The sequence below is a fragment of the Caulobacter sp. S45 genome (assembly GCF_009765965.1).
Lineage (GTDB): Bacteria > Pseudomonadota > Alphaproteobacteria > Caulobacterales > Caulobacteraceae > CAHJWH01.
On record NZ_LMUL01000003.1, the window covers coordinates 94495 to 118722 of the forward strand.

Annotated in this window: 25 protein-coding genes; 12 read left to right on the forward strand and 13 right to left on the reverse strand. The window is 69.7% G+C overall.

Features of this window, described 5'->3' with window-relative positions:
- The first annotated feature begins 64 nt into the window (after positions 1-64).
- Both GSQ87_RS01915 and GSQ87_RS01920 read left to right on the forward strand, forming a co-directional pair.
- On the forward strand, positions 65-1213 hold the full coding sequence (locus GSQ87_RS01915; RefSeq protein ID WP_158912879.1) for an AGE family epimerase/isomerase: 1149 nt from the start codon (positions 65-67) through the stop codon (positions 1211-1213).
- A 58-nt stretch (positions 1214-1271) separates the two neighbouring features.
- Positions 1272-2297, forward strand: coding sequence for an ornithine cyclodeaminase family protein (locus GSQ87_RS01920; protein WP_216838918.1), 1026 nt, complete (start codon positions 1272-1274; stop codon positions 2295-2297).
- A 34-nt stretch (positions 2298-2331) separates the two neighbouring features.
- Here GSQ87_RS01920 and GSQ87_RS01925 read toward each other — a convergent pair whose 3' ends face one another.
- Positions 2332-3516: a DUF1501 domain-containing protein gene (locus GSQ87_RS01925; RefSeq protein WP_158912880.1), complete on the reverse strand. Its 1185-nt coding sequence runs from the start codon at positions 3514-3516 to the stop codon at positions 2332-2334.
- Entirely contained in the window at positions 3513-4907 is a 1395-nt protein-coding gene (locus GSQ87_RS01930; RefSeq protein WP_158912881.1) for a DUF1800 family protein, read from the reverse strand. Before GSQ87_RS01930 ends, GSQ87_RS01925 begins: the two co-directional genes overlap by 4 nt.
- A 69-nt stretch (positions 4908-4976) precedes the next feature.
- Between GSQ87_RS01930 and GSQ87_RS01935 the strand changes: the two genes are divergently transcribed.
- Together GSQ87_RS01935 and GSQ87_RS01940 are read left to right on the forward strand one after the other, a co-directional pair.
- Positions 4977-5702 carry an ATP12 family chaperone protein gene (locus GSQ87_RS01935; protein WP_158912882.1) on the forward strand — a complete coding sequence of 242 codons (726 nt, stop codon included), beginning with the start codon at positions 4977-4979 and terminating at the stop codon, positions 5700-5702.
- Positions 5703-5767: 65 nt separating this feature from the next.
- Positions 5768-6406, forward strand: a complete 639-nt coding sequence (locus GSQ87_RS01940) for a hypothetical protein (RefSeq protein WP_158912883.1) — start codon at positions 5768-5770, stop codon at positions 6404-6406.
- A gap of 2 nt (positions 6407-6408) precedes the next feature.
- Here GSQ87_RS01940 and msrB read toward each other — a convergent pair whose 3' ends face one another.
- A complete protein-coding gene (gene msrB / locus GSQ87_RS01945) occupies positions 6409-6921 on the reverse strand; it encodes a peptide-methionine (R)-S-oxide reductase MsrB (RefSeq protein WP_158912884.1) in 513 nt (170 codons plus the stop codon).
- Between the two features lie 84 nt (positions 6922-7005).
- Complete coding sequence (locus GSQ87_RS01950) at positions 7006-7389, reverse strand: hypothetical protein (protein ID WP_158912885.1); 384 nt, start codon at positions 7387-7389, stop codon at positions 7006-7008.
- Positions 7390-7557: 168 nt separating this feature from the next.
- Here GSQ87_RS01950 and GSQ87_RS01955 point away from each other — a divergent pair, with 168 nt between their 5' ends.
- From GSQ87_RS01955 to grxD, 3 genes are read left to right on the forward strand one after another with little or no spacing between them, the layout of a single operon-like run.
- Complete coding sequence (locus tag GSQ87_RS01955; RefSeq protein WP_158912886.1) at positions 7558-7794, forward strand: BolA family protein; 237 nt, start codon at positions 7558-7560, stop codon at positions 7792-7794.
- Positions 7795-7797: 3 nt separating this feature from the next.
- Complete coding sequence (locus tag GSQ87_RS01960; protein WP_158912887.1) at positions 7798-8655, forward strand: hypothetical protein; 858 nt, start codon at positions 7798-7800, stop codon at positions 8653-8655.
- A gap of 56 nt (positions 8656-8711) precedes the next feature.
- Positions 8712-9059: a Grx4 family monothiol glutaredoxin gene (grxD, locus tag GSQ87_RS01965; protein ID WP_158912888.1), complete on the forward strand. Its 348-nt coding sequence runs from the start codon at positions 8712-8714 to the stop codon at positions 9057-9059.
- Between the two features lie 45 nt (positions 9060-9104).
- On the opposite strand, the gene GSQ87_RS01970 is transcribed toward grxD, so the two are convergent.
- Positions 9105-10355, reverse strand: coding sequence for a polyhydroxyalkanoate depolymerase (locus tag GSQ87_RS01970; protein WP_158912889.1), 1251 nt, complete (start codon positions 10353-10355; stop codon positions 9105-9107).
- Between the two features lie 142 nt (positions 10356-10497).
- Positions 10498-11097 carry an SCO family protein gene (locus GSQ87_RS01975; protein ID WP_158912890.1) on the reverse strand — a complete coding sequence of 200 codons (600 nt, stop codon included), beginning with the start codon at positions 11095-11097 and terminating at the stop codon, positions 10498-10500.
- A 123-nt stretch (positions 11098-11220) separates the two neighbouring features.
- Between GSQ87_RS01975 and GSQ87_RS01980 the strand changes: the two genes are divergently transcribed.
- Both GSQ87_RS01980 and GSQ87_RS01985 read left to right on the forward strand, forming a co-directional pair.
- A complete protein-coding gene (locus GSQ87_RS01980; RefSeq protein ID WP_158912891.1) occupies positions 11221-12624 on the forward strand; it encodes an ActS/PrrB/RegB family redox-sensitive histidine kinase in 1404 nt (467 codons plus the stop codon).
- An 82-nt stretch (positions 12625-12706) separates the two neighbouring features.
- Positions 12707-13267, forward strand: coding sequence for an ActR/PrrA/RegA family redox response regulator transcription factor (locus GSQ87_RS01985; RefSeq protein WP_158912892.1), 561 nt, complete (start codon positions 12707-12709; stop codon positions 13265-13267).
- A gap of 37 nt (positions 13268-13304) precedes the next feature.
- Here the strand turns inward: GSQ87_RS01985 and GSQ87_RS01990 are convergent, their stop codons facing one another.
- Positions 13305-13766 (reverse strand): HIT domain-containing protein, encoded by a 462-nt coding sequence (locus GSQ87_RS01990; protein ID WP_158912893.1) that lies wholly within the window; start codon positions 13764-13766, stop codon positions 13305-13307.
- Entirely contained in the window at positions 13744-16050 is a 2307-nt protein-coding gene (locus GSQ87_RS01995; protein WP_158912894.1) for an ATP-binding protein, read from the reverse strand. The genes GSQ87_RS01990 and GSQ87_RS01995 overlap by 23 nt, the downstream gene beginning before the upstream one ends.
- Positions 16051-16274: 224 nt before the next feature.
- Between GSQ87_RS01995 and GSQ87_RS02000 the strand changes: the two genes are divergently transcribed.
- From GSQ87_RS02000 to GSQ87_RS02010, 3 genes are all read left to right on the forward strand, one after another.
- Complete coding sequence (locus tag GSQ87_RS02000; protein ID WP_254062700.1) at positions 16275-17516, forward strand: aspartate aminotransferase family protein; 1242 nt, start codon at positions 16275-16277, stop codon at positions 17514-17516.
- 19 nt (positions 17517-17535) lie between these two features.
- Positions 17536-18474, forward strand: a complete 939-nt coding sequence (gene argF, locus GSQ87_RS02005; protein ID WP_158912895.1) for an ornithine carbamoyltransferase — start codon at positions 17536-17538, stop codon at positions 18472-18474.
- Positions 18475-18683: 209 nt separating this feature from the next.
- Positions 18684-18881, forward strand: coding sequence for a hypothetical protein (locus GSQ87_RS02010; RefSeq protein ID WP_158912896.1), 198 nt, complete (start codon positions 18684-18686; stop codon positions 18879-18881).
- A 4-nt stretch (positions 18882-18885) separates the two neighbouring features.
- Here the strand turns inward: GSQ87_RS02010 and GSQ87_RS02015 are convergent, their stop codons facing one another.
- Genes GSQ87_RS02015 through GSQ87_RS02035 form a run of 5 tightly spaced genes read right to left on the reverse strand, consistent with a single transcriptional unit; the run spans position 18886 to position 24175 of the window.
- Positions 18886-20442 carry an ABC transporter permease/substrate-binding protein gene (locus GSQ87_RS02015; RefSeq protein ID WP_158912897.1) on the reverse strand — a complete coding sequence of 519 codons (1557 nt, stop codon included), beginning with the start codon at positions 20440-20442 and terminating at the stop codon, positions 18886-18888.
- Complete coding sequence (locus GSQ87_RS02020) at positions 20439-21251, reverse strand: ABC transporter ATP-binding protein (RefSeq protein WP_158912898.1); 813 nt, start codon at positions 21249-21251, stop codon at positions 20439-20441. The genes GSQ87_RS02015 and GSQ87_RS02020 overlap by 4 nt, the downstream gene beginning before the upstream one ends.
- A gap of 7 nt (positions 21252-21258) precedes the next feature.
- Positions 21259-21909 carry a class II aldolase/adducin family protein gene (locus GSQ87_RS02025; protein ID WP_158912899.1) on the reverse strand — a complete coding sequence of 217 codons (651 nt, stop codon included), beginning with the start codon at positions 21907-21909 and terminating at the stop codon, positions 21259-21261.
- Positions 21906-22757, reverse strand: coding sequence for a C40 family peptidase (locus tag GSQ87_RS02030; protein ID WP_158912900.1), 852 nt, complete (start codon positions 22755-22757; stop codon positions 21906-21908). The genes GSQ87_RS02025 and GSQ87_RS02030 overlap by 4 nt, the downstream gene beginning before the upstream one ends.
- A complete protein-coding gene (locus GSQ87_RS02035; RefSeq protein ID WP_371416631.1) occupies positions 22754-24175 on the reverse strand; it encodes a M17 family metallopeptidase in 1422 nt (473 codons plus the stop codon). The genes GSQ87_RS02030 and GSQ87_RS02035 overlap by 4 nt, the downstream gene beginning before the upstream one ends.
- Between the last annotated feature and the right edge of the window lie 53 nt (positions 24176-24228).

Genomic DNA, 24228 nt, shown 5'->3' on the forward strand with positions numbered 1-24228 from the left:
GGAGGCGCTCGCCTCAGGCCGCGATTCCGGCCTAAGACATGATCCACATCCTGGAGCTGCACCAATGGACGAGCTGAAGCCGCTGGCCGCCGACCTCAAGCGTTGGTTGTTCGAGGACGCCCTGCCGCTGTGGGCGAGCACGGGGGTGGATGCAGCCACCGGCGCCTTCCAGGAGCTGATCGACCTGGATGGCCATGTCGTTCCCGCCGTCCGGCGCGCGCGAGTCCAGGCCCGGCAGGTCTACACCTACGCCACCGCCGGGGCGCTGGGCTGGGACGGCCCCTGGCGCGAGACCATGGAGCGGGGACTAGCCTACTTCGTCGCCCACTGGCGTCGGCCCGACGGCCTGTTCCGCACCAAGGTGAACGCCGACGGCACGCCCGCCGACGACACCGCCTGGGTGTACGACCAGGCCTTCGCCCTGTTCGCCTTCGCCGCCGTCGCCAAGGCCGTACCCGAGCGCCGCGACGAGCTGGCCCGCGAGGCGAGCGCCCTGCTCGACGCCATCGAGGCGAACCTGACCCTGCCCATCGGCGGTTTCCGCGAGGCGGACCCGGCGCGGCCCTACCAGTCCAACCCGCACATGCACCTGTTCGAGGCCTCGCTGGCCTGGGAAGCGGTCACGGGGGACGCGCGCTGGAGCCGCATGGCCGACAGCATCGCCGCCCTGTGCCGCAAGCATTTCCTGGATTCGCGCAGCGGCGCGCTACGCGAGTTCTTCGACGCCGAATGGAAGCCGGCGCCGGGCACCGACGGCTGCATCGTCGAGCCGGGCCACCAGCTGGAATGGGCGTGGCTGATGCAGCGCTGGTCTCTGCTGCGCGGCGACGAGGCGGGTAGCGCCGCCGCCGAGCGGCTGTTCGAGATCGGCTCCGTGCAGGGCGTCGACACCGTGCGCAACGTCGCCTTCAACACCCTGGACGACCGGCTTACGCCCCAGGACCTGTCCGCCCGCCTGTGGCCGCAGACCGAGCGGATCAAGGCGGCCATCATCATGGCCCGCACCGGCAGCACCGCCTGGATTCGTTCGCAGGGTCAGGCGCAGGCGGGCGCTGGCATCGCCGGGCTGAAGCAGTACCTGGATGTGAAGACGCCGGGCCTATGGCGCGACAAGCTGCAGACCAACGGCCAGTTCATCGAAGAACCGGCGCCGGCCAGCTCGTTCTACCACATCATCTGCGCCTGCGCGGACGTGATCGCGGCCGCCGCCTAATTCCCCCCACATTGGAGGTGTTTCTCCGCGCCGGCCTCGATTCAGACAAGGCGTGAACTTGACCGACTCCCAGACCCCAGGCCCCGCGCCGAACCCGCTTGCGGCCTCGCTCGTGATCCTGAACCGGGAGACGGTGTGCAAGCACCTCACGATGGAGCGCTGCATCCCCCTGATGCGCCAGGCCGCCATTGACCTGTCGAAGGGGGTGATGCGGTTGCCGCTGCGCTCGGTGGTCCCGCTGGCCGGGGCAGGCAAGTTCGGGATCATGCCCGGCGCCCTGGCCGAGGACGGGCCGTTCGGCGCGAAGCTGGTGGCCGTCTACCCGCAGAACTTCGAGTACGGCCTGCCCTCCCACCAGGGCGTCGTCGCCCTGTTCGACCCCGAAAGCGGCGCGCCGATCTGCATCGCCCATGCCGGCGAGATCACACGCGTGCGCACCGCCGCCGCCAGCGCCGTGGCCACCGACGCCCTGGCCCGCAAGGACGCCACACACCTGGCGCTGCTGGGCTATGGCGAGCAGGCCGCCGCCCACCTGGACGCCGTCGCCTGCGTGCGCAAGCTGGAGGTCGTTACGGTGTGGGGGCGTTCGCCCGAGCGCGCCAAGGCCTTCGCGCAGGACGCCGCCGCGCGGAAGGGCCTGCGCGTCGAGGCCTGTGCGACCGCCGCCGAGGCCGTGGCCGAAGCGGACATCGTCTGCACGGTAACCAACGCCCGCGATCCGATCCTGAAGGCCGCGTGGGCGCCCAGGGGCGTGCATGTGAACGCGGTAGGCGCCAGTACGCCGGACGCGGCCGAAATCGACAATGCGCTGGTCGCCCGCGGTCGCCTGATCGTCGATCACCGCGAATCGGCGCTACGCCAGGGCGGTGAAATCCAACGCGCGATGGCGGCGGGTCTCGTGGACGACGGCTGCGTGGTCGGGGAGCTGGGCGAGGTGCTGTCTGGCGCGATCGTGGGCCGGACGAACCGGGACGAGATCACGGTCTACAAGTCGCTCGGAAACGTCTCGCAGGATCTCACCAGCGTCGCCTGGCTCTACGCGGCCGCCATCGCGCAGGGCTTCGGGAGCCGGGTCGGGTTCTGAAGCCGGCTCTTCGCCGGCCAACGCGTCATACGTTTTAGGCGATCAGCCCCCGCAACGGCCTAGCGTCAGCGCTGCGGGGAAACACCACCGTCTCCAGCGCGCGGCCGTCCACGCCCATGTGCTCGACCAGCACGCCCTTGAACACCTGGCGCACGTCCAGGGTCGGGGCGAGGTCGCGGTTCTCGAACAGCTTGGCCTGATCGAGCGTCGGCCAGTCCCCCACGATCCCGCCCCGCGCCAGCGCGCCGCCAGCCAGGATGACGGTGGAGGCGGTGCCGTGGTCGGTGCCGGCGGTGCCGTTGACCCGGGCGGTGCGGCCGAACTCGGTGGCGACCACCACCACCGTCTTGCTCCATTGATCGCCCATGCCGTCGCGCAGGCCGGTCAGCACCTTGTCGAGCACGCCCAGCCGGTTGGCGAGCTGGCCCTGGGCCGCGCCCTGGTTGGCGTGGGTGTCGAAGCCGTCGAGCGACAGCACCGCGATCGACGGGCCGTCGGGCGCGCGCAGGAATTTGGCGGCGGTGACGGCGAAGGCCTGGACGTCGCCGCCGCCTGGCGCATGGCCGCCGTTCAGCGCGCTGGCCTGTCCCTCGGTCTTCAGCCCGGCCGCGAGCGCCGGTCCCAGCAGAGCGTCGTCCTTGTAGAGGTCGCCCAGGATGCCGGCGATGCGCGCGGTGGGATCGAGCCGGCCGCCCGGCGACCAGCTATCGGCCTGCATGGGGCCGTGCAGGATCAGCGGCTCCTGGGCGCCGATGGACAAGGCGCGGATCGGCCGGCGCGGTTGCACCGCCTGCAGCGTGCGGTTCAGCCAGCCGGTGGCCGCGCCATAGAGCTGGCCGGAGCCGTTCTCCAGCATGTCCTGCGCCTCGAAGTGCGAGCGGATGCGCTGGGGGATGGCCACGGCGGGGGCGATGCGCGCCTGGCCCGACTGGATCATGGCGTAGAGGCCGGCGAGCTTGGGGTGCAGGCCGAAGGTGCCATCCAGCTTCAGCGCCTGGTCGGGCGGGATGGCGATGGCGCCGCGCAGCACCGCATAGTTGGGGTCGCCCACGGGGGGCGAGACCGACAGGCCGTCCATTGCGCCTCGACAGATGATCACCACCAGCTTGCGGTTCTCGAACGTGCCGGCCTGCGCCCCGCCCGCGCCGATGAAGGCGGCGGACAGGCCGGTGGAGGCCGCAAGCGCCAGGGCGGAGCGGCGGGTGAAGTGCTGGGTCATCGGCGTTGGAACTCCGGGGACATGAGCAGGATGGCGAACGCCTCCGGCCGGCTTTCGGCGCGCTGGACGGCAGTGAGGGTGGCGGGGGCCAGCCGCGCGCCGAGGCTCTCCTGGGCGACCTGGGCGGGCGCAGGCCCACCGGCCTTGGGGGCGTGGGCGTTGGCGAAGCCCTGGGCGAAGGTCACCCGCTTGATGATGGCGTCCGGCGCCGCCCAGTCCGCCGCCGCATCCGACCAGCCGTTCGGCTGGGGGGCTGCGAACGGCCGGTGGCCGAAACCGCCCAGCGGGCCCAACACGTCCTTGTGCGCATCGGTCGGCCCGGTCCCCGCCGCGCGGTGGCTGGAGATCAGGAACTCGTAGGGCGTCTTCAGCTTATGGGCCGCCGGCTCCCAGGCCTCGGGCGCGGAGATCAGCGCATTGGCCACCTGGGCCAGGTCGCCGTCGCTCGAGCGATAGGCCGCCTCCAGCCGCGCGATTAGGGCCGGGGGTGGATCGTCGGCGACGAAGTGGACGGCGAGCTTGTGGGCGATGTGACGGGCGGTGTGGGGACTGGCGGCGAAGTCGTCGAGCGCCGCCTGGGCCTGGCGCTCCTGGCCGGACGCATAGACCTTGCCGAACACCCGCCGCTCGCCCGGCTCGTGATAGGGTTGCTGGTAGAGGAACGTGCCCTGCTGCTCCACCGCCGCGCCGGGGCCGCCCATGGACCAGCCGGTCAGGGCGCGGGCGAACTCGGTGACGTCGCCTTGGCTGTAGCCGGCGTCGACGCCCAGGCTGTGCAGCTCCATGATCTCGCGGCCGAGGTTCTCGTTCAGCCCGCTATTCTTGCGCTTCAGTCCAGCCGGGCTGCTCGGCCCGATCGAGTTCTGCTGGTCCAGATACATCAGCATGGCCGGGTGGCGGCTGGACGCGGACAGCAGGTCGGCGAAGCGGCCGAACACGTGGGGCCGGATCGCCTCGCGCTCGAAGGCGGCGGCGGTCGCGCCCACATCCTCGCCCTTCATCAGGCTGACGGTGAAGTGGTTGCCCCAGAACAGCGCCCAGCGCTCGCGGAACGGACTGGGGGTGACGGCGGCGAGCCAGGCGCGGGCCAGCACCTCCTGGGCCAGGGCGTCATCCAGCGGTTGGCGGGCGGCCTTGCGCGCCATCGGGTCCTGCCCCGCCGCATTGATCGCTGCACGATAGGCGAGGAAGGCCTGGTAGCTCTCGGGCGTACCGGCGAGCACGCCGCCGCCGCCGGCCTGGGGCTGATCGGCGCCGTTCGGGCTGATCTGGGCCTGCAACCAGCCGTGAGGATCGTGCCGGGCGAGCGCGATCTCGCCAGGGCGGGCGCCCAGCCCGAAACGGGTCGCGGCGACGGCGGCTTTCAGATCGGCAGTGGAGCTGAACGTCATGCCGGCCTCGCGATTGGGTGCGGACCCCTCTACATGCCACCTACACCCACCAACCTGACTGGAGCATGAATGCCGTCGCCCCGATCCGAGTTCGAACGGCCGCGCCGCTTCTACACCTCGGTCAGCGTGGAGCCGACCGAGGCCGGATACGCCGTGCGGCTGGACGCCCGCACCGCCAAGACCCCCGACGGCGCCCCGCTCGCAACCCCCACCGAGGCCCTCGCACAGCTGATGGCCCAGGAGTGGGAGGCGCAGACCGCCCATATCGAACTGAACGCCATGCCGACTACACGCATGGCCTTCACCGCCATCGACCGCACCCGCGAGGCGCGCCAGGTCGTGGCCGAGGAGGTGGTGCGCTTCGCCGGCTCCGACGTGCTCTGCTACTTCGCCGAAGGGCCCGTCTCGGTGCTGGAGGCGGAGGTGCGCCACTGGGTCCCAGTGCTGGACTGGGCTCACACGGCGCTCGACCTGGAGATGGTGCGGACCAGCGGGATCGTCCATCGGCCGCAAAGCCCTGCGACCCTGGCCCGGGTCGAGACGCTGGCCCTGGAGCTGGAGCCCTTCGCCTTGACCGGCCTGGCCTTCTGCGCCGCCCTGTTCGGCTCGGCGATCCTGGCCTTCGCCGTCCAGCGAGGGGAATTGACCGGGGATACGGCCTACGAGCTGTCGCGCCTGGACGAGGCCTTGCAGATCGAACGCTGGGGCGAGGACGCGGAAGCCGCCGCCCGCATCGCCTACCAGCGCGCCGAAGCCGAGATGGCCGAACGATGGTTCACAGCCCTGCGCACGTAACCCTTGGCGCGGCGGAAGCGGGACGGTTAGAGAATGGTGCGAACAGGTTTCAGCGCGGCGCCCCGATGACAGTCACGCCTTCGTCGAACAAGGGCCGCTGGCGGCTCTGGATCACGCTCAGCGAACTGGTGGGCGTGCTGGCGCTGCTGGTCGCCGGGTTGAGCTTCTGGGACGCCCATCGAGACCGGGTCGGCGCCGAAAAGCGCCAGGCGGCGGCCGAACAGGCGGCGGCGCGGCAAGCGGTGGCGCGCACCAGCTTCGTGCTCACCGCCCATCCCGAAGGCGATGGCGCGCGCCTGGTGTTCCAACCCATGGCCCCCGAACAGGCGATCCAGAGCCAACGCTTCCTGCTGCCCGCCGCCCTGGCGGATCACCCGATCGACTCCGTCCAGCCCCGCATCGAGCGCGACTGGCTGGCGAAGGGACTGAAGCAGGCCGTGGAGGCCTCGCGACGGGCCAAGACTGCGGGTGCGGCCGGCGACGGCGAAACCCCCGTGGGCGTGGTGTCCACCTATATCGAGGACGGCGACGTCAAGACCGACCAATCGATCTATCGCATCAGCTACGCTTGGCGCACGCCGCTGCTGGGCGGGCCACGCTTCACGTTGAACGGGGCGGCGCTGGCGCGCCGCGCAGTGAAGGGCGATGTGCAGCGGATGGTCGACGCGCAGTGGCTTGCCGGCCATCCGGAGACGGAGCGGTAGGGCTAGACCACAGCCTGCAGCAGCTTCGCCTCGCCGCGGTGCAGCGGGTCGGGCAGGTCCTCGTCCTCGGCCACGAATTCCAGCGACACCGAGTTGATGCAGTAGCGCAGGCCCGTGGGCGCCGGCCCGTCGGGGAAGACGTGGCCCTGGTGGGAGTCGCAGCGGGCGCAGCGGGTCTCGGTGCGCATCATGCCGTAGCTGTTGTCCACAATACCCAGGACATGCGCCTCGTCGTAGGGCGTGGTGAAGGACGGCCAGCCAGTGCCGCTCTCGAACTTGGCTTTGGCCCGGAACAGGGGCAGACCACAAAGCCGGCAGCAATAGGCGCCGGCCTTCTTGTTGTTCAGCAGGCCGCCGCAGAACGGCGCCTCGGTGCCGTGATGCAGCAGGACCCGGCGCTCATCCTCGGTCAGGCCGGCTTCCAGGCGCGCACGTTCGTCCGCCGTCGGCGGCGTCAGGTCGAAGCCGGCGGCCGAGCGATGCACGGGCGCGCCCACGGGGGTTGGAGCGTTCATCTGGTTCCTTTCCACGGACGCGCCGGATATGGGGTCGCGCTCGCGGTTACGCACCTGGGCGAGCTTCGAGACGCCCGCTCCAGCCTAGCTCTGCAACGCGGGATATTGGGCGACGAACTGGTCGAGCTTCTTGCCGATCAGCTCACGATCCCAGTCGCGCAACTCGCCATTGTAGCGCGACATGCGGAACTTCAGCTCGCTGCGGATGGCCTTGAGCTGCGACGCCGCGCGACGCGCCTGCCCCGCCGGCAGGGCGGAGATCGCCTGCTGCAGGTGATCGATGCGCGCATTGACGTCGTAGAAGGCGTGCGGGGCCACCCCGGCGTAGGGACCGGGCGCGCCCGGATCGGCGTCGGAGGGTGCGGCGGCCGGAGACATCACCGGCGCCGAAGAAGGTTGGGCGACCGCCGTGTACACGACGCCCGTGAAGGCGAGACCGGCGATGGCGAGGGTTGAAAGCGTGCGCATAGCTTGTGACCCGGTGCGTTCCATGACGTCCTGGAAACGCTGAAGTCAGGGTTCGGATGCACGTAATCCCCCAAGACGTTTGGACATCGTAGGCGAGCTGTTAGGATTGTCGCCTAGGGTCGGGCGTCTGTGAACGGCTCGGCCCGGGTCGAAGAGGATGAGCGCCCCATGCCGATGTCGGTGGACGACCTGGAAGCGAGCCTGAAGAGCGCCTTTCCCGATGCGGACCTGCACATCGAAGACCTCGCGGGTGATGGCGACCACTATCGCGCCCGCATCGTCTCCACCGCGTTCAACGGCCTGACCCGCATCCGCCAGCACCAGCTGGTCTACGCCGCCTTGAAGGGACGCATGGGCGGCGAGCTCCACGCCCTGGCCCTGGAGACGGCGCCGCGAGACGCCTAGGCCGTGCGTTATCGTCCCTTCAACCACTCGGGCTTGTCCACATCCGCGTTGACCCTGGCGATCCCGGCCGGAAGCCTGCGCGAGCGCGAAGCCTTCAAGCTGATCTGCGGCGCGCTCGAACACGGGATCAATAGTTTCGAGGTGGCCGACGGGGACGAAGCCGCCGCCGGCGCCCTGCGCCAAGCCATCGCCTCGGTGGGCCGACGGGTGCTGGTGCTGATGCTGCGGGCCTGCGGGGTCGACGCCGGGAACGATCTCGCCGCCACCGTGCGCGCGGCGCTGCATGCGTCGGACGCCCAGTATTTCGATGTGCTGATGTTGGACGAGGCCTGTGCGTTGGGGCCGGCCCAGCTGGCCCAGGTGGAGGACCTCAAGACCGCCCGCCTGATCCGCATGGCGGGTCTGGCCGGAGACGGCGAGAGCGCGGACAGGGGCGTCGGCCTGGCCCAGCTCGACGTCCTCAGCATTCCCTACAGCTTCCGCTCGGGCTGGCCGGAGCGCAACCGCATCAAGGCCGCCACCACGCGCGGTATGACCATCGTCGGGCGCGATTTCCACGTGGACCTCGTGCGCGCGGCCAGGGGCCAGGGTCCCAGGGGTCTGGGCCGCCTGTTCCACAAGCCGAACGCGCAGGAGCAGCAGGCCTACAGCTTCCTGCAGACCACACGGAACTGGACCGCCGACCAGATCGGCCTGGCCTTCGCCCTCACCGAGCCCGCCCTGGCGACCGTGCAGGTGGAGACGACGTCCGCCGTCCTGGTCGAACAGCTCGCCCAGACCGTGGAGCGCGAGCTGCCCGCAGGCGTTGCAGCGCAGATCGAACTTGCACGCTTCGCCGCCCTCAGTGTCCCAGACGCTTGATCTGGAGCGTCCGCGCGCCTAGGTGCGGGATCACCGTTGTTTCTTCCGAGGTCTCCATGACCGACACCCTCGCCGCCGCCGATCCCGTCCACGCCTTCATCACCAAGACGGTGCAGGAACATCCTATCGTCCTGTTCATGAAGGGCGTGCCGGACCAGCCCAAGTGCGGCTTCTCCTCGCTGGTGGTCCAGGTGCTCGACCACCTCGGCGCCGAGTTCGTGGGCGTGGACGTGCTGCAGGACGAGAGCCTGCGCCAGGGCGTAAAGAGTTACAGCGACTGGCCGACCATCCCGCAGCTCTATGTGAAGGGCGAATTCGTCGGCGGCTCGGACATCGTGCGCGAGATGTTCCAGTCCGGCGAACTGAAGCCCTTGCTGGTGGAAAAGGGCGTTCTCCCCGCCTGAGACTGATCGGGGCGACTTGCTGAAGTCGCCCCGCCCTACACCGCTTTACCTTGCGTCGTGACGCAGGATGAATTCACGCACCCGCGGATAGATTTCGTCGCGGAAGCGGCGGCCGTTGAACACGCCGTAGTGGCCGACGTGCGGCTGGACATACAGCTCCTTGTGCTTGTCCGGCAGGCCCGAGCAGAGACCATGCGCCGCCTGGGTCTGGCCGACGCCCGAGATATCGTCGTTCTCGCCCTCCACCGTCATCAGGCCGATGTCGGTGATGGCGTCCAGCTTCACCTTGCGGCCGTCATGATGGACCAGCTCGCCGCGTGGCAGCAGGTGGCTCTGGAACACCACGTCGATGGTCTGGAGGTAGAACTCCTCCGTCAGATCCATCACCGACAGGTATTCGTCGTAGAATTCCAGGTGCGTGTCGGCCGCGTCGCCGTCGCCGCTGACCAGGTCCTCGAAATACTGCTGGTGCGCCTGCTTGTGGCGCTCGGCGTTCATGCTCATGAAGCCCATCAGCTGGACCATGCCGGGATAGACCCGCCGCATCGCGCCTGGATAGGGCGGCGGCACGGTGTAGATCAGGTTGGACTTGAACCAGGCGAAGGGCCGCTCCTCGGCCAGCTTGGTGGGCACGGTGGGCGCCAGACGCGCATCGATCGGCGAACCCATGAAGGTCATGGAGGCCGGACGTGACTCCTCCTTGTCCTCGGCCATCAGGGCGGCGGCGGCGAGCACGCACGGTCCCGGCTGGCAGACCGCGACCAGATGGGTGCTCGGGCCGAGCGCGCGCACCATCTCGCGGATATGGTCGATATAGTCGTAGAAATCGAAACGGCCTTCCGCGACCGGCACCTCGCGCGCGTTCACCCAGTCGGTGACGTAGACGTCGTGGTCCTGCAGGAAGGTCTCGATCGTACCGCGCAGCAGGGTGGCGTAGTGGCCCGACATCGGGGCCACGATCAGCACCGCCGGCTCCATCGTATGGCGCCCCGCGCGGCGCAGGTCGGTGCGGTAGCGGGCGAAATGCACCAGCTTGCACCAGGGCGAGGACCAGTCCACCGCCTGGCGCACCCGAACGGGCGTGCCGTCGATCTCGACGCTGTCGATGCGCCAGTCCGGCTTGCCGTAGCGCCGGGTCAGGTTGTTGAACAGGTCCGCCGCCGCATAGATGTTGCGCCCGAACGGAGTGTCGGCGGCGGGGTTGAGCGGATTGTGCCAGAAGTCCCGCGTCATCCGCGCGGCCCACCGCGCCGGGGTGACGGCGTTGTAGGCCATTTCGCTCCAAGCATAGAGCATGGGTGATGATCCTCCGGCTGTCTCGGAAGACTAAGCGTCGCCGCTTAAGATTCCGGAACGAAGCTCTTGCGTGGTCTCAAACGCCACTGCTGCAGTGCAGTATCACAACGCCGACGCCCCCGGTTAGGGTTTCAGCGCCCCGTCAGCCGTGCATGGCTGCGGCGATCTGTTGCGTCAGTTGGGTTGGCGGCGCGGCCTCGTCCAGCGGACGCGAGAACCGGCCCTTCGGGTCCATCAGATAGACCCCCGCGCTATGCTGCATCCCATAATCGGCCCCGGTCCCGGCCTTGGCGTAGAAGACGTGGTAGCCGTTGGCGATCGCGGCCACCTGGGCCGGCGAACCGGTCAGGCCGATCAGGCCGCCCGGCGGATAGCCCTGGTTGGCGACGTAGAGCTTCATCTGCGCGGGCGTGTCGCGGGCGGGGTCGATGCTGACGAACACCACCTGGAAGTCCTTGCGCGCCGGGCCCAGCTTGGCGGCCGCGACGTTGAGCGCCAGCAGGGTGGCCGGGCAGGTGTCGGGGCAGTTGGTGTAGCCGAAGAAGACCGCGCTCCACTTGCCGGCCAGCACCCGCTGGTCGACGGCGCGACCGCCCTGGTCGACCAGGGCGAAGGGTCCGCCGATGGACGCGCTCGCATCCCCGGATGGCGCGGCGGAAGAGCCCGGATGGGGCGCGCGCAGCACCGCCACGCCGAGGCCGGCGACGATCACCGCCCCCAAGGCCAACACCGCCAGACGCATCGGGTTGGGCGTTCGGGAACGCCTGGGCGACGAAACGCCTTTCGTTCCCGGCTTGCCTGACGCACCCTGTCCACGGGTGTCACGCCCGGAAGTCTCTTTCAAATCTCGAACCATCGTCCGTGCATGGCCTCATCCCCCCAGACAGCGCCGCCAACTCCCCGGTTCGATAAGCCCCGCACCCGGGGCTGGCAAGCCGGCTGGAACCAGCCCGAGGTCGCCGACGCCGGCGAGGGCCGGCTGTGGGATTGGGCCCAGGCGCGCCGGGGCCTGAGGCTGCGGACCCTGGTGCTGCTGCGCTGGGTGGCCATTTCCGGCCAGACCTGCGCGGTGGTCTGGGTGGTGCTCATGCACCTGACCGCGCCGGTGGGCCTGTGCCTGCTGGTGATCGCGGCGGCGGGGTGGCTGAACCTCTCGGCTACCCTGACCTGGCCCGGCGTGCGGCTGGCCGGGAACCGCGAGGCGGTGCTGCAGCTGGCCTTCGACCTGATCGAGCTGGCCGTCCTGCTTGGACTGACCGGCGGGCTGAAGAACCCCTTCGCTCTGTTGCTGATCGCGCCGGTGACAGTGGGCGCGGCCACCCTGCCAACCCGCCACGCGGCCATGCTGGGCGTCCTGGCCCTGGCCGCCACGGCCGTGCTCGGCTTCTGGTCGGCGCCCCTGCCCTGGCCGTCCGGCATCCCCTTCTCGCCCCCGCCGCTGTACGTGGCCGGCGTGGGGATCGCGCTGGCGGTCGGCATCGTCTTCACCGCGGCCTACGCGTGGCAGGCGTCGGCGGAGGCTTCGCGCATGGAGCTGGCCCTGGCCGCCACCCAGGCGGTGCTGGCGCGCGAGCAGCGGCTGTCGGCGCTGGGCGGCCTGGCGGCGGCGGCGGCCCACGAGCTGGGCACGCCCCTGGCGACCATCCAGGTGGTGACCAAGGAGATGATCCGCAGCCTGGAGCCCGGCCCCCTGTTCGACGACGTCCAACTGCTGATCGAGCAGGCGGAGCGATGCCGCGCCATCCTGCGCAAGCTGTCCCAGGAGCCCGACACCGCCGACGCCCATCACGCCCGCATGAGCCTGTCGCAGCTGCTGGACGAAGTGGCCGACCCGCATCGCGACGGTGTCGTGGTCATCGACTGCGAGGTCTCTTGCGCGCCCGGCGCGGCGATCCTGGAGGTCCAACGCATGCCGGAAGTGCTGCACGGCCTGTCGGCCTTCGTGGAGAACGCGGTGGACTTCGCCGAATCGGCGGTGGACCTCACGGCCTATTACGACGACGCCCAGCTGATCATCGAAGTGCGCGACGACGGTCCCGGCTTCTCGGCCGACGTCATCGGCAAGCTTGGCCAGCCCTACATAACCACCCGCAGCCAGGGGGAGAATTCGCGCTCGTCGCACCTGGGGATGGGTCTCGGTTTCTTCATCGCCAAGACGCTTCTGGAGCGCACCGGCGCCCTGGTCGAGTTCCGCAACGCCAAGCGCGGCGGCGCCTGCATAACGGCCCGTTGGACACGCGAACGCATCGCCGTGCAGGAACCTGTTTAAAACTCTTGTGTTGAGGGCGTCGGGACTGCGACATTATGGCGAGACGCGTGTTACGGCCGCACGCTGAGCTTTGGAGCCCAGAATGACCGACATCTCCGCTGCTATTGCAGCCCTAGCCGAGAAATCGGTTCTGGTGCTGGACGACGACGCGCCGCTGCGTACACGGCTGGGACGCGCCCTGGAACAGCGGGGCTTCGAGGTGGTGCTGGTGGGCAGCGTCGCCGAGGCGGTCCAGGCCGTGAAGGAAAAGCCCCCCGCCTTCGCTGTGCTCGACATGCGGCTGGAGGACGGCAACGGCCTACAGGTGGTCGAGACCATCCAGGCGGTGCGCCCTGACGCGCGAGTGGTCATGCTCACCGGCTACGGCAACATCGCCACCGCGGTCGCCGCGGTTAAGGCGGGGGCGGTCGACTACCTGCCCAAGCCCGCAGACGCCGACGATGTGGCCCGCGCCCTGCTGGCGGCCCGCGAAGGCGGATCGCCCGCCCCGCCCGAGAACCCGATGTCCGCCGACCGGGTGCGCTGGGAGCATATCCAGCGCGTCTACGAGCTGTGCGGCCACAACATCTCCGAGACCGCACGGCGGCTGAACATGCACCGCCGGACCCTGCAACGGATTCTGGCCAAGCGGGCGCCGCGCTAGGAAATTCTTCTCCCCTGCGAAGCGGGGGAGGAGGACTTCAGCCGGTGAATACGCCCAAGGCGGCGGCCTGCGCCGCTTCCCGCGCTTCCACCTCATAGGCCCGAGCTACGCCGACACCCCAGACCGGGCCGGGCCAGGCGACGTCGTCCCGGCGGCGACCCACGATATGGATGTGGAGCTGGGCCGTCACATTGCCCAGCGCCCCGACGTTCAGCTTGTCGATCGGGCGGCCGAGCGCCTCGCCCATCGCCCGCACCGCCGCGCCCGCCAGGACGATCTCGTCCATCAGCAGGCTGCGTTCGTCCCGGCCGAGTTGCTCGATCTCCGTATGACCCGCACGCCGGGGGATCAGCACGATCCACGGCCAGCGCCCGTCGTCCTGCAGCCGCGCGTCGCACAGCCCGAGCGAGGCAAGCGGCCTGGAGCCGGTCAGGAACGCGGGATCGACGGCGAACTCCGCCGCCTCGGCTTCCACCTCAGGCGGCGTTGGAGACGTCATTGGCCGCAGTCTGCAGGTCGAACGCGCGGCCGATCTCTTCCAGCAGGCGGGCGGCGGTGATCGGCTTGCCGACATGGCGGTCGGCCCCGGCGGCGAGCGAAGCGGCCACATGTTCGGCCAGCACGTTGGCGGTGAGCGCGATCATCGGCGTGCGCGGCAGGTGGCTGGCGCTCTCGAACTCGCGGATCGCCCGCATGGCGGTCAGACCGTCCATCACCGGCATCTGCAGGTCCATCAGCACCAGGTCGTAGCGGCCATGCTGGAAGGCCTGCAGCGCCTCGGCCCCGTTCTCCACCGATGTCAGCGCCGATTCCGTGGCGCCGAGGATCAACTCGACCACCTGGCGGTTGGTAGGATGGTCGTCGGCCAGCAAGACCCGCAGCGGATGGTCCGCCTCGTCCGCATCTGCGGTGGCGTAAAGGGGCTCGGCCCACTCGCTCGTTTCGCCGGTGGCGTCGATCCCGTCGGGCGCTTGGGACAGGGTGACGTTGAAGGCGAAGGTCGAGCCTCGGCCCGGATGCGAGCTGGCGGTCAGTTCGCCGCCCAGACGCTCGACGATCCGGCGCGACAGGGCCAGGCCCAGTCCAGCTCCGCCGAACTTGCGGGTCATCGAGCCGTCGGCCTGCTCGAAGCCGTCGAACAGGCGATCCGCCCGCGCCGCGTCGAAGCCCACGCCCGTGTCGACGACCTCGAAGCGCAGGCGGCGGGTCTGATCGGTCTCCTCGGCCTCGAACAGGACCAGCACCCCGCCGGTCTCGGTGAACTTGACCGCGTTGCTGAGCAGGTTGGTCAGCACTTGCCGCATACGCGCGGCGTCGCCCATGGCGCGAAGGTTGGGGCGGCTGCGGATATCGACTTCCAGCGCAATGCCCTTGGCGTGCGCGCCCGGAGTGAACGCCAAGGCCGCCTCGCGCACCACTTTCGCGGGGTCGAACGCCTCGTGGACCAGCGTCACCTCGCCCGACTGCATTTCCGAGAAGTCCAGGATCGAGGAGATCTGTTCGGTCAGGTTCTGGGCGGAGGCGAGCATCGCGTCCACCATCAGGCGCTGCTGGTCGTTCAGCTCGGTGCGGGCCAGCACGTCGCCCAGACCCACGACCCCGTTCAGCGGCGTGCGCAGTTCGTGGCTGAGATTGGACAGGAACTCCGTCTTGACCCGATCCGCTGCTTCGGCGCGGGCGAGAGCCGCCTTCAGATCGGTCACGTCGGTGGCGACCGAGATCAGGCCGCCGTCGACCGTCCGCTTCTCCTGGATTCGTAGCCACTTGCCGGCGCGATTCTGCTCCATCGTCCGGTTCTCGAAGCCGCCGGCGCGTTCGGCCATATGCTCTTCGATCCACTCGGCCTCGCGTCCGAGCGCCTCGGGATAGAGGCCAGCGGCGACGCTCGCCTCGAGCGATGTGCGGTAGGGCAGGCCTTCGGCGAGCTGCACGCCGTTGAGACCGGTTCCCTCTTCGTAGCGCCGGTTCCAGATCACGGCCGCGTCGGCGGCGTCATGATAGGCGAGCGACGCCGGCATGGCCTCGATCAGCTCGCGCAGACGCGACAGTGCGCCGGCGCTGGTGCGGGCGTTGATCATGATCGCCAGTACGGTCATGCTGATCGCCAGCAGCAGAGTCGCCGCCACGCTGATCGCCAAATACAGCGGCGGCATCAGGCCGGCGCCGAGGGTCACACGCGGGTCGGGCGTGATCGTCAGCGCGGTCACGCCGACGAAATGCACCGAACAGATGGACAGGGTGAGGACGCCGCCGCTGAGCATGCGGTCGCCCCAGGTATGCAGCCGCCTTACGAACACCGACCCCAGGCCGGCGATCAGCGAGGCGGCGACGACGGAGGCCGTGACGTAGCCGTAGTCGATGTGGAACACGCCGGTGGTGCGGTACGCCCCCATGGCGACGTAGTGCATCGCCACGCCGGCCAGCCCGAGGCCGCATCCGGTCGCGAACCGGCCCCGCCAGGTCTTGGATCGGCTGAGCATGAAGAAGGCCAGACCGGTGCCGACGACAGCCACGATCCAGCCGGCCAGCACCGTGACCGGGTCATAGGCGGCCGGCATGCCGGGCCTGAAGCTGAGCATGGCGATGAAATGGGTCGCCCAGAACCCCGAGCCCGCAGCGATCGCGGAGGCGCCGAGCCAGAGCAAACCGGCTTCCCGCTCCCCCCGAACCGCCTTGTCCAACAAGCTACAGGCCAGGACGCTGACCCCGAAGCATATCAAGCCCGCGAGCACGACCAGTCGCAGGTCATGTGCGGTCGCAATACAGCCGACCACTTTGAACATCACATGCTCCAACCGCAATGTGGACAACATGAGCCCAAAAAAGATTAACCAACGATGTAATGGCCCTGCCGGAAGCCTCGTTAACCTTTCATTGTCCATGGATGTTCGGCTTCCACGCGATAGGGCCACCCCGAAGTTGACTTTCGAGTCCAGGCGGTCGAAACGTCGCCGCCTTCCGTCCTCGGATTCCATCCGGGGACCTTTCGCTTTTTGGGAGACGCCGAATGGCTTCCCCGTCGCCACACGCCGCAACGGCCACGGTTCCCGCCGACCACCTGATGGGCGTCTACAGCCGCGCCCAGCTGGCGTTCGACCGAGGCGAGGGCGTGCGACTGTATACGGCGCAAGGGGAAGCCTATCTCGACTGCATGGCCGGGATCGCGGTGAACGCACTCGGCCACGCCCACCCCAAGCTGGTCGAGGCGGTGAAATCCCAGGCCGAAAAGCTCTGGCACACCTCCAACATCTTCCGCATCCCGGGCCAGGAGGCCCTGGCCAAGGCGCTGACCGACGTCAGCTTCGCCGACGTGGTGTTCTTTACCAATTCGGGTACCGAAGCGATCGAGTGCGCGCTGAAGACTGCGCGTAAATATCACACCGCCAACGGCCATCCCGAGCGGATCGACATCATCGGCTTCGACGGCTCCTTCCACGGCCGGTCCTATGCGGCGATCAACGCGGCGGGCAATCCGTCCTATGTGGAGGGCTTTGGCCCCACCCTGCCCGGCTACGTCCAGCTCAAGTTCGGCGACCACGACGCCTTGAAGGCCGCCATCGCCAGCCCGACCACGGCGGCGGTGATCATCGAGCCGGTCCAGGGCGAAGGCGGCGCGCGCGCAGTCCCCGACGCCGACCTGCGCGACATGCGGGCCCTGTGCGACGAGCACGGCGTCCTGCTGATCTACGACGAGGTGCAGTGTGGGCTGGGACGCACCGGCAAGCTGTTCGCCTACGAATGGTCGGGGGCCGCCCCCGACATCATGACCCTGGCCAAGGCGCTGGGCGGCGGCTTCCCCGTCGGCGCCTGCCTGGCCACCGCCGAGGCGGCCAAGGGCATGACCGCGGGCGTGCACGGCTCCACCTACGGCGGCAACCCCTTGGCCATGGCGGTGGCGTCCGTGGCCCTGGAGGAACTGAGCAAGCCGGAACTGCTGGAGCACGTGAACGACGTGGCCGGCTATTTCGTCCAGCAGTTGGAGGGGCTGAAATCGCGCTTCCCCGACGTGGTGCTCGACGTGCGCGGACGCGGCCTGCTGATCGGGGTCAAGCTCGCCACCAACAACCGTGCCTTCATGCAGCTCGCCCGCGACCAGAAGCTGCTGGTCGCCGGCGGCGGCGACAACTGCGTGCGCCTGCTGCCACCCCTGGTGATCACCCAGGAGGAGGCGCGCGAGGCGCTCGTGATGTTCGAAGCCGCCTGTGAAGTCGCCCGCGCCTCGATCAAGGCCGAGGACGCGTCCGCCTAAAGGCGGCGCGTCGCCTCGCATGACCGCCAAGTTGCGCCATTTCATCGACCTGTGGCGTCTGGACGCCGCCACCATCCGCGCTCTGCTGGACGAGGCCGCGCGCCGCAAGGCCGCGCGCGCGGGCTGGTCCCAGGGCCGCTCCGATCCGGACGCGCCCGCCGCCGGCCGCACCCTGGCGATGATCTTCGAGAAGAACTCGACCCGCACCCGCTTCTCGTTCGATGCGGCCATGCGCCAGCTCGGCGGCCAGTCCATCATCGCCTCTGCGGGCGACATGCAACTCGGACGCGGCGAGCCCGTGGAGGACACCGCGCGGGTGCTGTCGCGCATGGTCGACGCGGTGATGATCCGCGCCAAGCGCCATGACGACGTAGAGCTGTTCGCCCAGGCGGCCAGCGTGCCGGTGATCAACGGCCTGACCGACCGCAGCCATCCCTGCCAGATCCTGGCCGACATCATGACCATCGAGGCGCATCGCCGTGCGCCCATCGCCGGCGCCACGCTGGCCTGGGTCGGGGATGGCAACAATGTCTGCGCCAGCCTGGTCCATGTGGCGGCCAAGCTCGACTTCACGCTGAAGATCGCCTGCCCGGTCGACTACCACCCGGACCTGATGGACCTGTCGCGGGCCGGCGAAGGCGCGCGAGTGGAGATCACCCACGACGCGCGCGCAGCGGTGGAGGGCGCGGACTGCGTGCTCACCGATACCTGGGTGTCCATGGGCGACGTCGACCACGACGAACGCATCCAGGCCTTCGAACCGTTCCAGGTGAACGAGGCGCTGATGCGGCTGGCTCACCGCGACGCCATCTTCCTGCACTGCCTGCCCGCCCATCGTGGGGAGGAAGTCACCGACGGCGTGCTCGACGGACCGCAGTCGCGTGTGCTGGACGAGGCGGAAAACCGCATCCACGCCCAGAAGGCCGTCCTGGCGTGGTGTTTCGGGGGCGTCATCTAGACGTCGTCTTGGCGTTGCAATGCAAACCACGCCGTCGACCTGGATCGGGGCAGGATTCTCGGCCCGAAACGGGCCAGAATGCCACATCTATTGCGGTTCATCGCCACGTTTACCTATCCATCATCGATATGGAAGAGAGTGTCCGACAGGGTCCGGCACGAGTCGTACATTCAACCCGTCAGGACCAAGCCACTCCAGGGGCGTCACCGATGACCGTCACTCCCGAACAGATCGAAGCCGAACACCACGAAGCCCTGGCCTCGCTGAGCGATAGCCAGCGCCGCGCCATCGTGCGCCTGCAACAGGCCAAGCAGCGCACCGCCTTCAACGGCCGGCTGACCAACGAGAACCTCCAGGTGATCTTCCAGGCCGAGGCCGAGTCGCTGACGCGCCAGCTGGCGGCGTAGGCGACTACCGCCCCCCGATCTCGGCCCCCAGCACCGCCGCCGCCTCGGCGGGGGTGCGCTTGTCCCGGTCGCGGTCCACCGACAGGTTGGCCGCGCGCATCCGATCCACCGGGATGGCGCCGATCAACGGCCTGAGCGCCGCCTTCAGCCTCTCATCCCCTACGCGTCGCGGCGAGATCAGGATCACCGCGTCGTAGGCAGGCGCAGCGCCCTTGGGATCGGTCAGGGTGATCAGGTGGTCGGCGACGATGCGGCCGTCCGACGAGAAGGCCGAGATCACGTCGGCCTCCCCATCCTTCAGCGCGCCGTACATGAAGGTCGGCTGGAACCGGCGCTCGGCCTTGAAGTCCAGGCCATAGGCCCGCTGGATCGCCCGCCATTCCGGCCGCGACAGGAACTCCAGGTCCGACCCCAAGGTGAGCGACCCCGCCCTGCCCGTCAGATCGGCCAGGGTGCGAACACCAAGGCTCGCCGCCCGATCGCGCTGCATCGCCAGGGCGTAGGCGTTCTCGAACCCGAGCGAGCCCAGCACCTCCACCCCGTACCGCGCTTTCAGCTCACGCCCGACCCGGGCCAGCAGTTCGGCGCGCGGCGGCGTGTCGGAATGACCCAGCACGTTGGTCCACAGCGTGCCGGAATAGTCCACGTAGACGTCGAGATCGTTGGCCGCCAGAGCCCGGAACGCGATCGCCGAGCCCAGGTCCGACCGCAGACTGGTCCGCGCCCCCGCATCGTGCAGGCGAGCTTCGATCAGGTCGGCCAGGATGTACTGTTCGGAGAAGTTCTTGGCGCCGATCACATAGGCCGGGCCGCCTACAGCCGGTGCGAAACGCGGGGCCAGCGCCAGGATCGCCCCCGCGACCAGTCCCGCCGCCCCGCCGATCAGCCGCCAGCGCGACCGCCGCGCCAGCCCGGTCTCGATCAGGGCCAACAGCTGGTCCACGATCAGCGCCAGGGCGGCGGAGGCGGCGCACCCAAACAGCACCAACACCCAGTTCTCGGTCTGCAGGCCGGAGAAGATGTAGTCGCCCAGGCTGCTCCATCCGACGGCGGTCGATAGGGTGGCCCCGCCGATCACCCAGACCGCCGCCGTCCGCACCCCGGCCATCATCACCGGCGCGGCCAGCGGAATCTCCACCTGGAACAGGCGTTGGGTGCGCGTCATGCCCACCCCGTCGGCCGCCTCGACCACCGCCGGGTCGAGCCCGGTCAGCCCCGTCACCCCGTTGCGCAGGATCGGCAGCAGGGCGTAGAGCGCCAACGCCAGCAGCGACGGCAGGAACCCCAGGGCGGGAAAGCCATGCCCGGTCAGCTTCAGCGCCAAGGCCGACAACGCCAGCAGCACCGGATAGAACAGAGCCAGCAGGGCCAGGCTGGGGATCGTCTGCACCAGGCTGGCCAAGGCCAGGACCGGCCACCGCACCCGAGGCGATCGCGCCGCCAGCAGGGCCAGTGGCAGGCCCACGGCCAGCCCCAGCACCAGGGCTGAGGCGCTCAGGATCACATGGCCGGCGAGATAGCCCGGCAGCAGCCCCCAGGCCTGGGCGATCTGACCGTTCATACGCCCCGGACCAGGTCGAGGCCGGCCGGATCGCGGGCGCCCGGATCACGAGAGCTCAGGCGTTCGGCCACCCGCTCCGCCAGCCGGCGCGGGGCGTCCATCAGCTCGCGGACGTAGGGATCGACGTCCCCTGCGGCCAACTCGCCCGGCGTTCCGTTCGCCAGCAACCGTCCGTCCTTCATCACCGCGATCCGATCCGCCAGCAGCACCGCCTCGGACACGTCGTGGGTGATCATCACCGTGGTCAGGCCGAGTTGTTCGTGCAGGCGGCGGTAGTCCTGTCCCAGGTCGGCGCGGATGATCGGGTCGAGCGCGCCGAACGCCTCGTCCAGCAGCACGATGGTCGCCTCGGCCGCAAGCGCCCGCGCGATCCCGACCCGCTGGCGCTGCCCTCCGGAGAGCGCGTCCGGTCGACGGCTCGCATAGGCGCGCGGCAGGCGCACCAGGTCCAGCAGTTCGTCCACCCGCCCGGCGATCCGCGCCGGCTCCCAACCCAGCAAGCGCGGGGTGACGCCGATATTCTCCGCCACGCTCAGGTGCGGAAACAGGCCCACCCCCTGGAACACGTAGCCGATACGGCGGCGCAGGATATGGGCCGGATCGGCGTCGGCGGGGCGGCCGTCGATCTGGACCGTCCCCGTATCGGGCTCCACTAGCCGATTGATGGTCTTGACCACCGTGCTCTTGCCCGAGCCGGACTCCCCGACGATAGCGAGGAAACCGCCCCTGGGCACATCCAGGCTGACATCGTCGACCGCCCGCGTGCGCCCGCCGTCGAAGGACTTGCAGACGTTGCGCAGGGCGATCATGGGCGCCTCATATGGCTTGGCCGTAGCCTTTGAACTGGACGAACACCTCGCCCATCTGGTCGGCGTCCAGCAGCTTGGGGCCGCCGATGGCCAGCGTACCCCAATAGACGGCGGCCTGTTCCTCCACCTCCTCGGCGATGACCAGGGCCCGGTCGAGATTTGCGGCGGCGACGATCTGGCCGTGGTTGGCCATCAGGCAGGCGTAGCCGCCCTCGAGCGCCTCGGCCACGTTTCGAGCCAGGGCGTCTGTGCCGAAGGTCGAATAGGGCGCCAGCGGCACGAAGCTCTTGCCCCCCACCGCGACCATGTAGTGCATCGCCGGGATCGGCTTGCCGGCGCAGGCAAGGATGGTGGCGTGGCGGGAATGGCAGTGGACCACCGCGTTCACGTCCGGTCGGCGGGCGTAGAGCCCCATGTGCATGCGCCACTCGCTGGACGGGCGGGACGCGTCGGCGCTGACCGCTCCGTCCATATCCACGAAGACGACGCCGTCCACGGTCAGCTTGTCCGGCGCCACCCCGCTCGGCGTCACCAGCATGCCGGTCGCGAACCGGACGGAGACATTGCCCGACGTCCCCCGATTCAGGCCGCGCTCGGCCATGGCCCGCGTCACCCGCACGATCTCCGCGCGCAGCTCGGCTTCGGTGGGCTCGCTCATGACTCGTAGGCTCCGATCCGACGAAAGGCGGTGGGCGACCCGCCGCCCGCGGCCTCGATCCGCGAGACGGCTTCGGCCAAGGGCTCCACGGCGACCGCCATGTGGTGGGCGTTGGCGTGGATGAGACGCTGCGCGTCGAGCATCATGGCGACGTGGCCGCGCCAGAACACCAGGTCGTTGCGCACCAGATCGCCCTGCCCGGCCGGATGACCCATTGCCGCCTGCATGTCGGTGTCGCGTGGCGCGACACGGCCGCAGGCGTAGAAGGCCTGCTGCACCAGACCCGAACAGTCCAGCCCCAACCCGTCGCGCCCACCCCACAGGTAGGGGACTTCCAGGAAACGCTCGGCGACACCGGCGGGGTCGGCGGCCCAGGTCCCCAGCGGGCTGAGGTGCTCGCGCACGATCCAGCCCGAACCGGCGATGCGCGCGAAACGCCCCTCTTCCGCCTCCACCGCGACCAGGGCGTTGATCGACAGGCGATGGCGCGGCGCGGTCTTGATCGACGGTTCGCTGAAGGCGTGGGCGCCGAGCGCGCAGACCCAGTGGGTCGGCGCGCCGAGGGTCTCACTCAAACCGGACTGCGGCGCCCAGCCGACATAGCCGTCCCGCTGGGCCCGGCCGAAACTCCAGCCGTCGCGGGTCTCCAGCACGTCGAAACGCTCGCCGAACACCAGCTGGTCCATCTGCTCGGCCTCGGGCGACGGCGTGCGGCGCAGGCCCAGCACCGACGCCGCGACCTGCCATTCCCGGGGCGCGACGTAGCGAGGCGCCGCGACGAGGCCCTCCAGGGCGATATCCGCCACGCCGTGGTTGGCCAGGGTCAGGCGGGGGTCGAGGCCGCTCACGCCGCGCCGCCGTAGCGGGTCTGCAGCAGCTGGAACAGGGCGCGGATCGCCTGCGCCTCGCCGCCGACCGCGAAGCCCGGCCGCTTGCGCGGGTTCCAGCCGAAGATGTCCAGGTGCAGCCAGACGCCGGTCGCGGGAGCGAAGCGCTTCAGGAACAGGGCGGCGGTGATCGAGCCCGCCTGGGCCCAGGCGTCGGGATCGTTCTTCAGGTCGGCCACATCGCTGTCCAGCGACGCCTCGTAACCCGCCCACAGCGGCAAGCGCCAGAGCGGGTCGCCGACAGCGCGCGCGGCGTCCGCCAGATCGGCCGCCAGCGCCTCGTCGTCGGTGTAGAAGGGCGGCACGTCGGGCCCGAGCGCGACGCGCGCGGCGCCGGTCAGGGTAGCGAGATCGATGGTCAGCGCGGGCTCCAGCTCGCCGGCGCGGGTCAGGGCGTCGGCCAGGATCAGCCGGCCCTCCGCATCGGTGTTGCCGACCTCCACCGACAGGCCGGCGCGGGTCTCCAGCACGTCGCCCGGCCGCATGGCGTCGCCGGAGATGGCGTTCTCCACCACCGGCAGCAGCACCGTCAGCCGTATCGGCAGGCCGGCGTCCATCACCATGCGGCCCAACGCCAGGGCGTGGGCGGCGCCGCCCATGTCCTTCTTCATCAGCCGCATACCGGAGGAGGGCTTGATGTCCAGGCCGCCGGTGTCGAACACCACGCCCTTGCCGACCAGGGCGATGCGAGGCGCGGTCTCATCCGCCCCAGGTCCGCTCCAGTCCAGCTCGATCAAACGCGGCGCGCGGGCCGCGACCGCCGCACGGCCCACGGCGTGGATCGCCGGATACCCGGCCTCCAGCAAGTCGTCGCCCGTGGTGACGCTGATCCGGGCGCCGTAGGCCTCGGCCACCTCGCGGGCGATGGTCTCGATCTGCAGCGGCCCTAGATCGTTGGCCGGAGTGTTGATCATGTCGCGCGCCAACGCCGTCGAATGGACGATGCGGCGCAAAGTTGGAATATCGGCGGATTGCGAGATCACCAGGCGCGGGCGCGGCTTGCCCCTTGCGGCCTGGTAACGGTCGAAGACATAGCTGCCGAGACCCCAGGCCAGGGCCGCCGCCGACGCCTCCGACGCTCCGGCCCCCTCCAGCACGTAGTCGCCGGCCGGCAGCTTCGCCGGCAAGGCGCGCAGGACGTTCGGCGCGTCGCCCCTGCCGATCCCGGCGAGCACCCGCACCAGTCCGCCCTGGGCGTCGCTCAGCAGCAGGACGGACCCGCCCTCGCCCTTGAAGCCTTCACGCGTCGCCAGGGCCTTGGCGGCCGATCCCGCCGCCCCCAGCGCGACGTCCAGATCAATGGACGCGACCAGCTGGATCGGGATCGGCGCTGTCGCGACTTCGGCGGCGATCAGGACTTCGGATGCATCGTGGGACACGTACGCGGACCTCCCGCCGGCGGTCCGGCGATCATGCTTAACGCTTGGTTGAC

What these genes read in the sequence shown, in the direction of transcription:
- GSQ87_RS01975 (WP_158912890.1), bottom strand. Translation starts at nt 11,097, where the DNA reads ATGCGTCTGGCGGTGTTGGCCTTGGGGGCGGTGATCGTCGCCGGCCTC.
- GSQ87_RS01930 (WP_158912881.1), bottom strand. Translation starts at nt 4,907, where the DNA reads ATGACGTTCAGCTCCACTGCCGATCTGAAAGCCGCCGTCGCCGCGACC.
- GSQ87_RS01925 (WP_158912880.1), bottom strand. Translation starts at nt 3,516, where the DNA reads ATGACCCAGCACTTCACCCGCCGCTCCGCCCTGGCGCTTGCGGCCTCC.
- GSQ87_RS02010 (WP_158912896.1), top strand. Translation starts at nt 18,684, where the DNA reads ATGACCGTCACTCCCGAACAGATCGAAGCCGAACACCACGAAGCCCTG.
- GSQ87_RS01985 (WP_158912892.1), top strand. Translation starts at nt 12,707, where the DNA reads ATGACCGACATCTCCGCTGCTATTGCAGCCCTAGCCGAGAAATCGGTT.
- GSQ87_RS02015 (WP_158912897.1), bottom strand. Translation starts at nt 20,442, where the DNA reads ATGAACGGTCAGATCGCCCAGGCCTGGGGGCTGCTGCCGGGCTATCTC.
- msrB (WP_158912884.1), bottom strand. Translation starts at nt 6,921, where the DNA reads ATGAACGCTCCAACCCCCGTGGGCGCGCCCGTGCATCGCTCGGCCGCC.
- GSQ87_RS01915 (WP_158912879.1), top strand. Translation starts at nt 65, where the DNA reads ATGGACGAGCTGAAGCCGCTGGCCGCCGACCTCAAGCGTTGGTTGTTC.
- GSQ87_RS02025 (WP_158912899.1), bottom strand. Translation starts at nt 21,909, where the DNA reads ATGAGCGAGCCCACCGAAGCCGAGCTGCGCGCGGAGATCGTGCGGGTG.
- GSQ87_RS01970 (WP_158912889.1), bottom strand. Translation starts at nt 10,355, where the DNA reads ATGCTCTATGCTTGGAGCGAAATGGCCTACAACGCCGTCACCCCGGCG.
- argF (WP_158912895.1), top strand. Translation starts at nt 17,536, where the DNA reads ATGACCGCCAAGTTGCGCCATTTCATCGACCTGTGGCGTCTGGACGCC.
- GSQ87_RS02020 (WP_158912898.1), bottom strand. Translation starts at nt 21,251, where the DNA reads ATGATCGCCCTGCGCAACGTCTGCAAGTCCTTCGACGGCGGGCGCACG.
- GSQ87_RS01955 (WP_158912886.1), top strand. Translation starts at nt 7,558, where the DNA reads ATGCCGATGTCGGTGGACGACCTGGAAGCGAGCCTGAAGAGCGCCTTT.
- GSQ87_RS02000 (WP_254062700.1), top strand. Translation starts at nt 16,275, where the DNA reads ATGGCTTCCCCGTCGCCACACGCCGCAACGGCCACGGTTCCCGCCGAC.
- GSQ87_RS01935 (WP_158912882.1), top strand. Translation starts at nt 4,977, where the DNA reads ATGCCGTCGCCCCGATCCGAGTTCGAACGGCCGCGCCGCTTCTACACC.
- GSQ87_RS01980 (WP_158912891.1), top strand. Translation starts at nt 11,221, where the DNA reads ATGGCCTCATCCCCCCAGACAGCGCCGCCAACTCCCCGGTTCGATAAG.
- GSQ87_RS01995 (WP_158912894.1), bottom strand. Translation starts at nt 16,050, where the DNA reads ATGTTCAAAGTGGTCGGCTGTATTGCGACCGCACATGACCTGCGACTG.
- grxD (WP_158912888.1), top strand. Translation starts at nt 8,712, where the DNA reads ATGACCGACACCCTCGCCGCCGCCGATCCCGTCCACGCCTTCATCACC.
- GSQ87_RS01950 (WP_158912885.1), bottom strand. Translation starts at nt 7,389, where the DNA reads ATGCGCACGCTTTCAACCCTCGCCATCGCCGGTCTCGCCTTCACGGGC.
- GSQ87_RS01990 (WP_158912893.1), bottom strand. Translation starts at nt 13,766, where the DNA reads ATGACGTCTCCAACGCCGCCTGAGGTGGAAGCCGAGGCGGCGGAGTTC.
- GSQ87_RS01940 (WP_158912883.1), top strand. Translation starts at nt 5,768, where the DNA reads ATGACAGTCACGCCTTCGTCGAACAAGGGCCGCTGGCGGCTCTGGATC.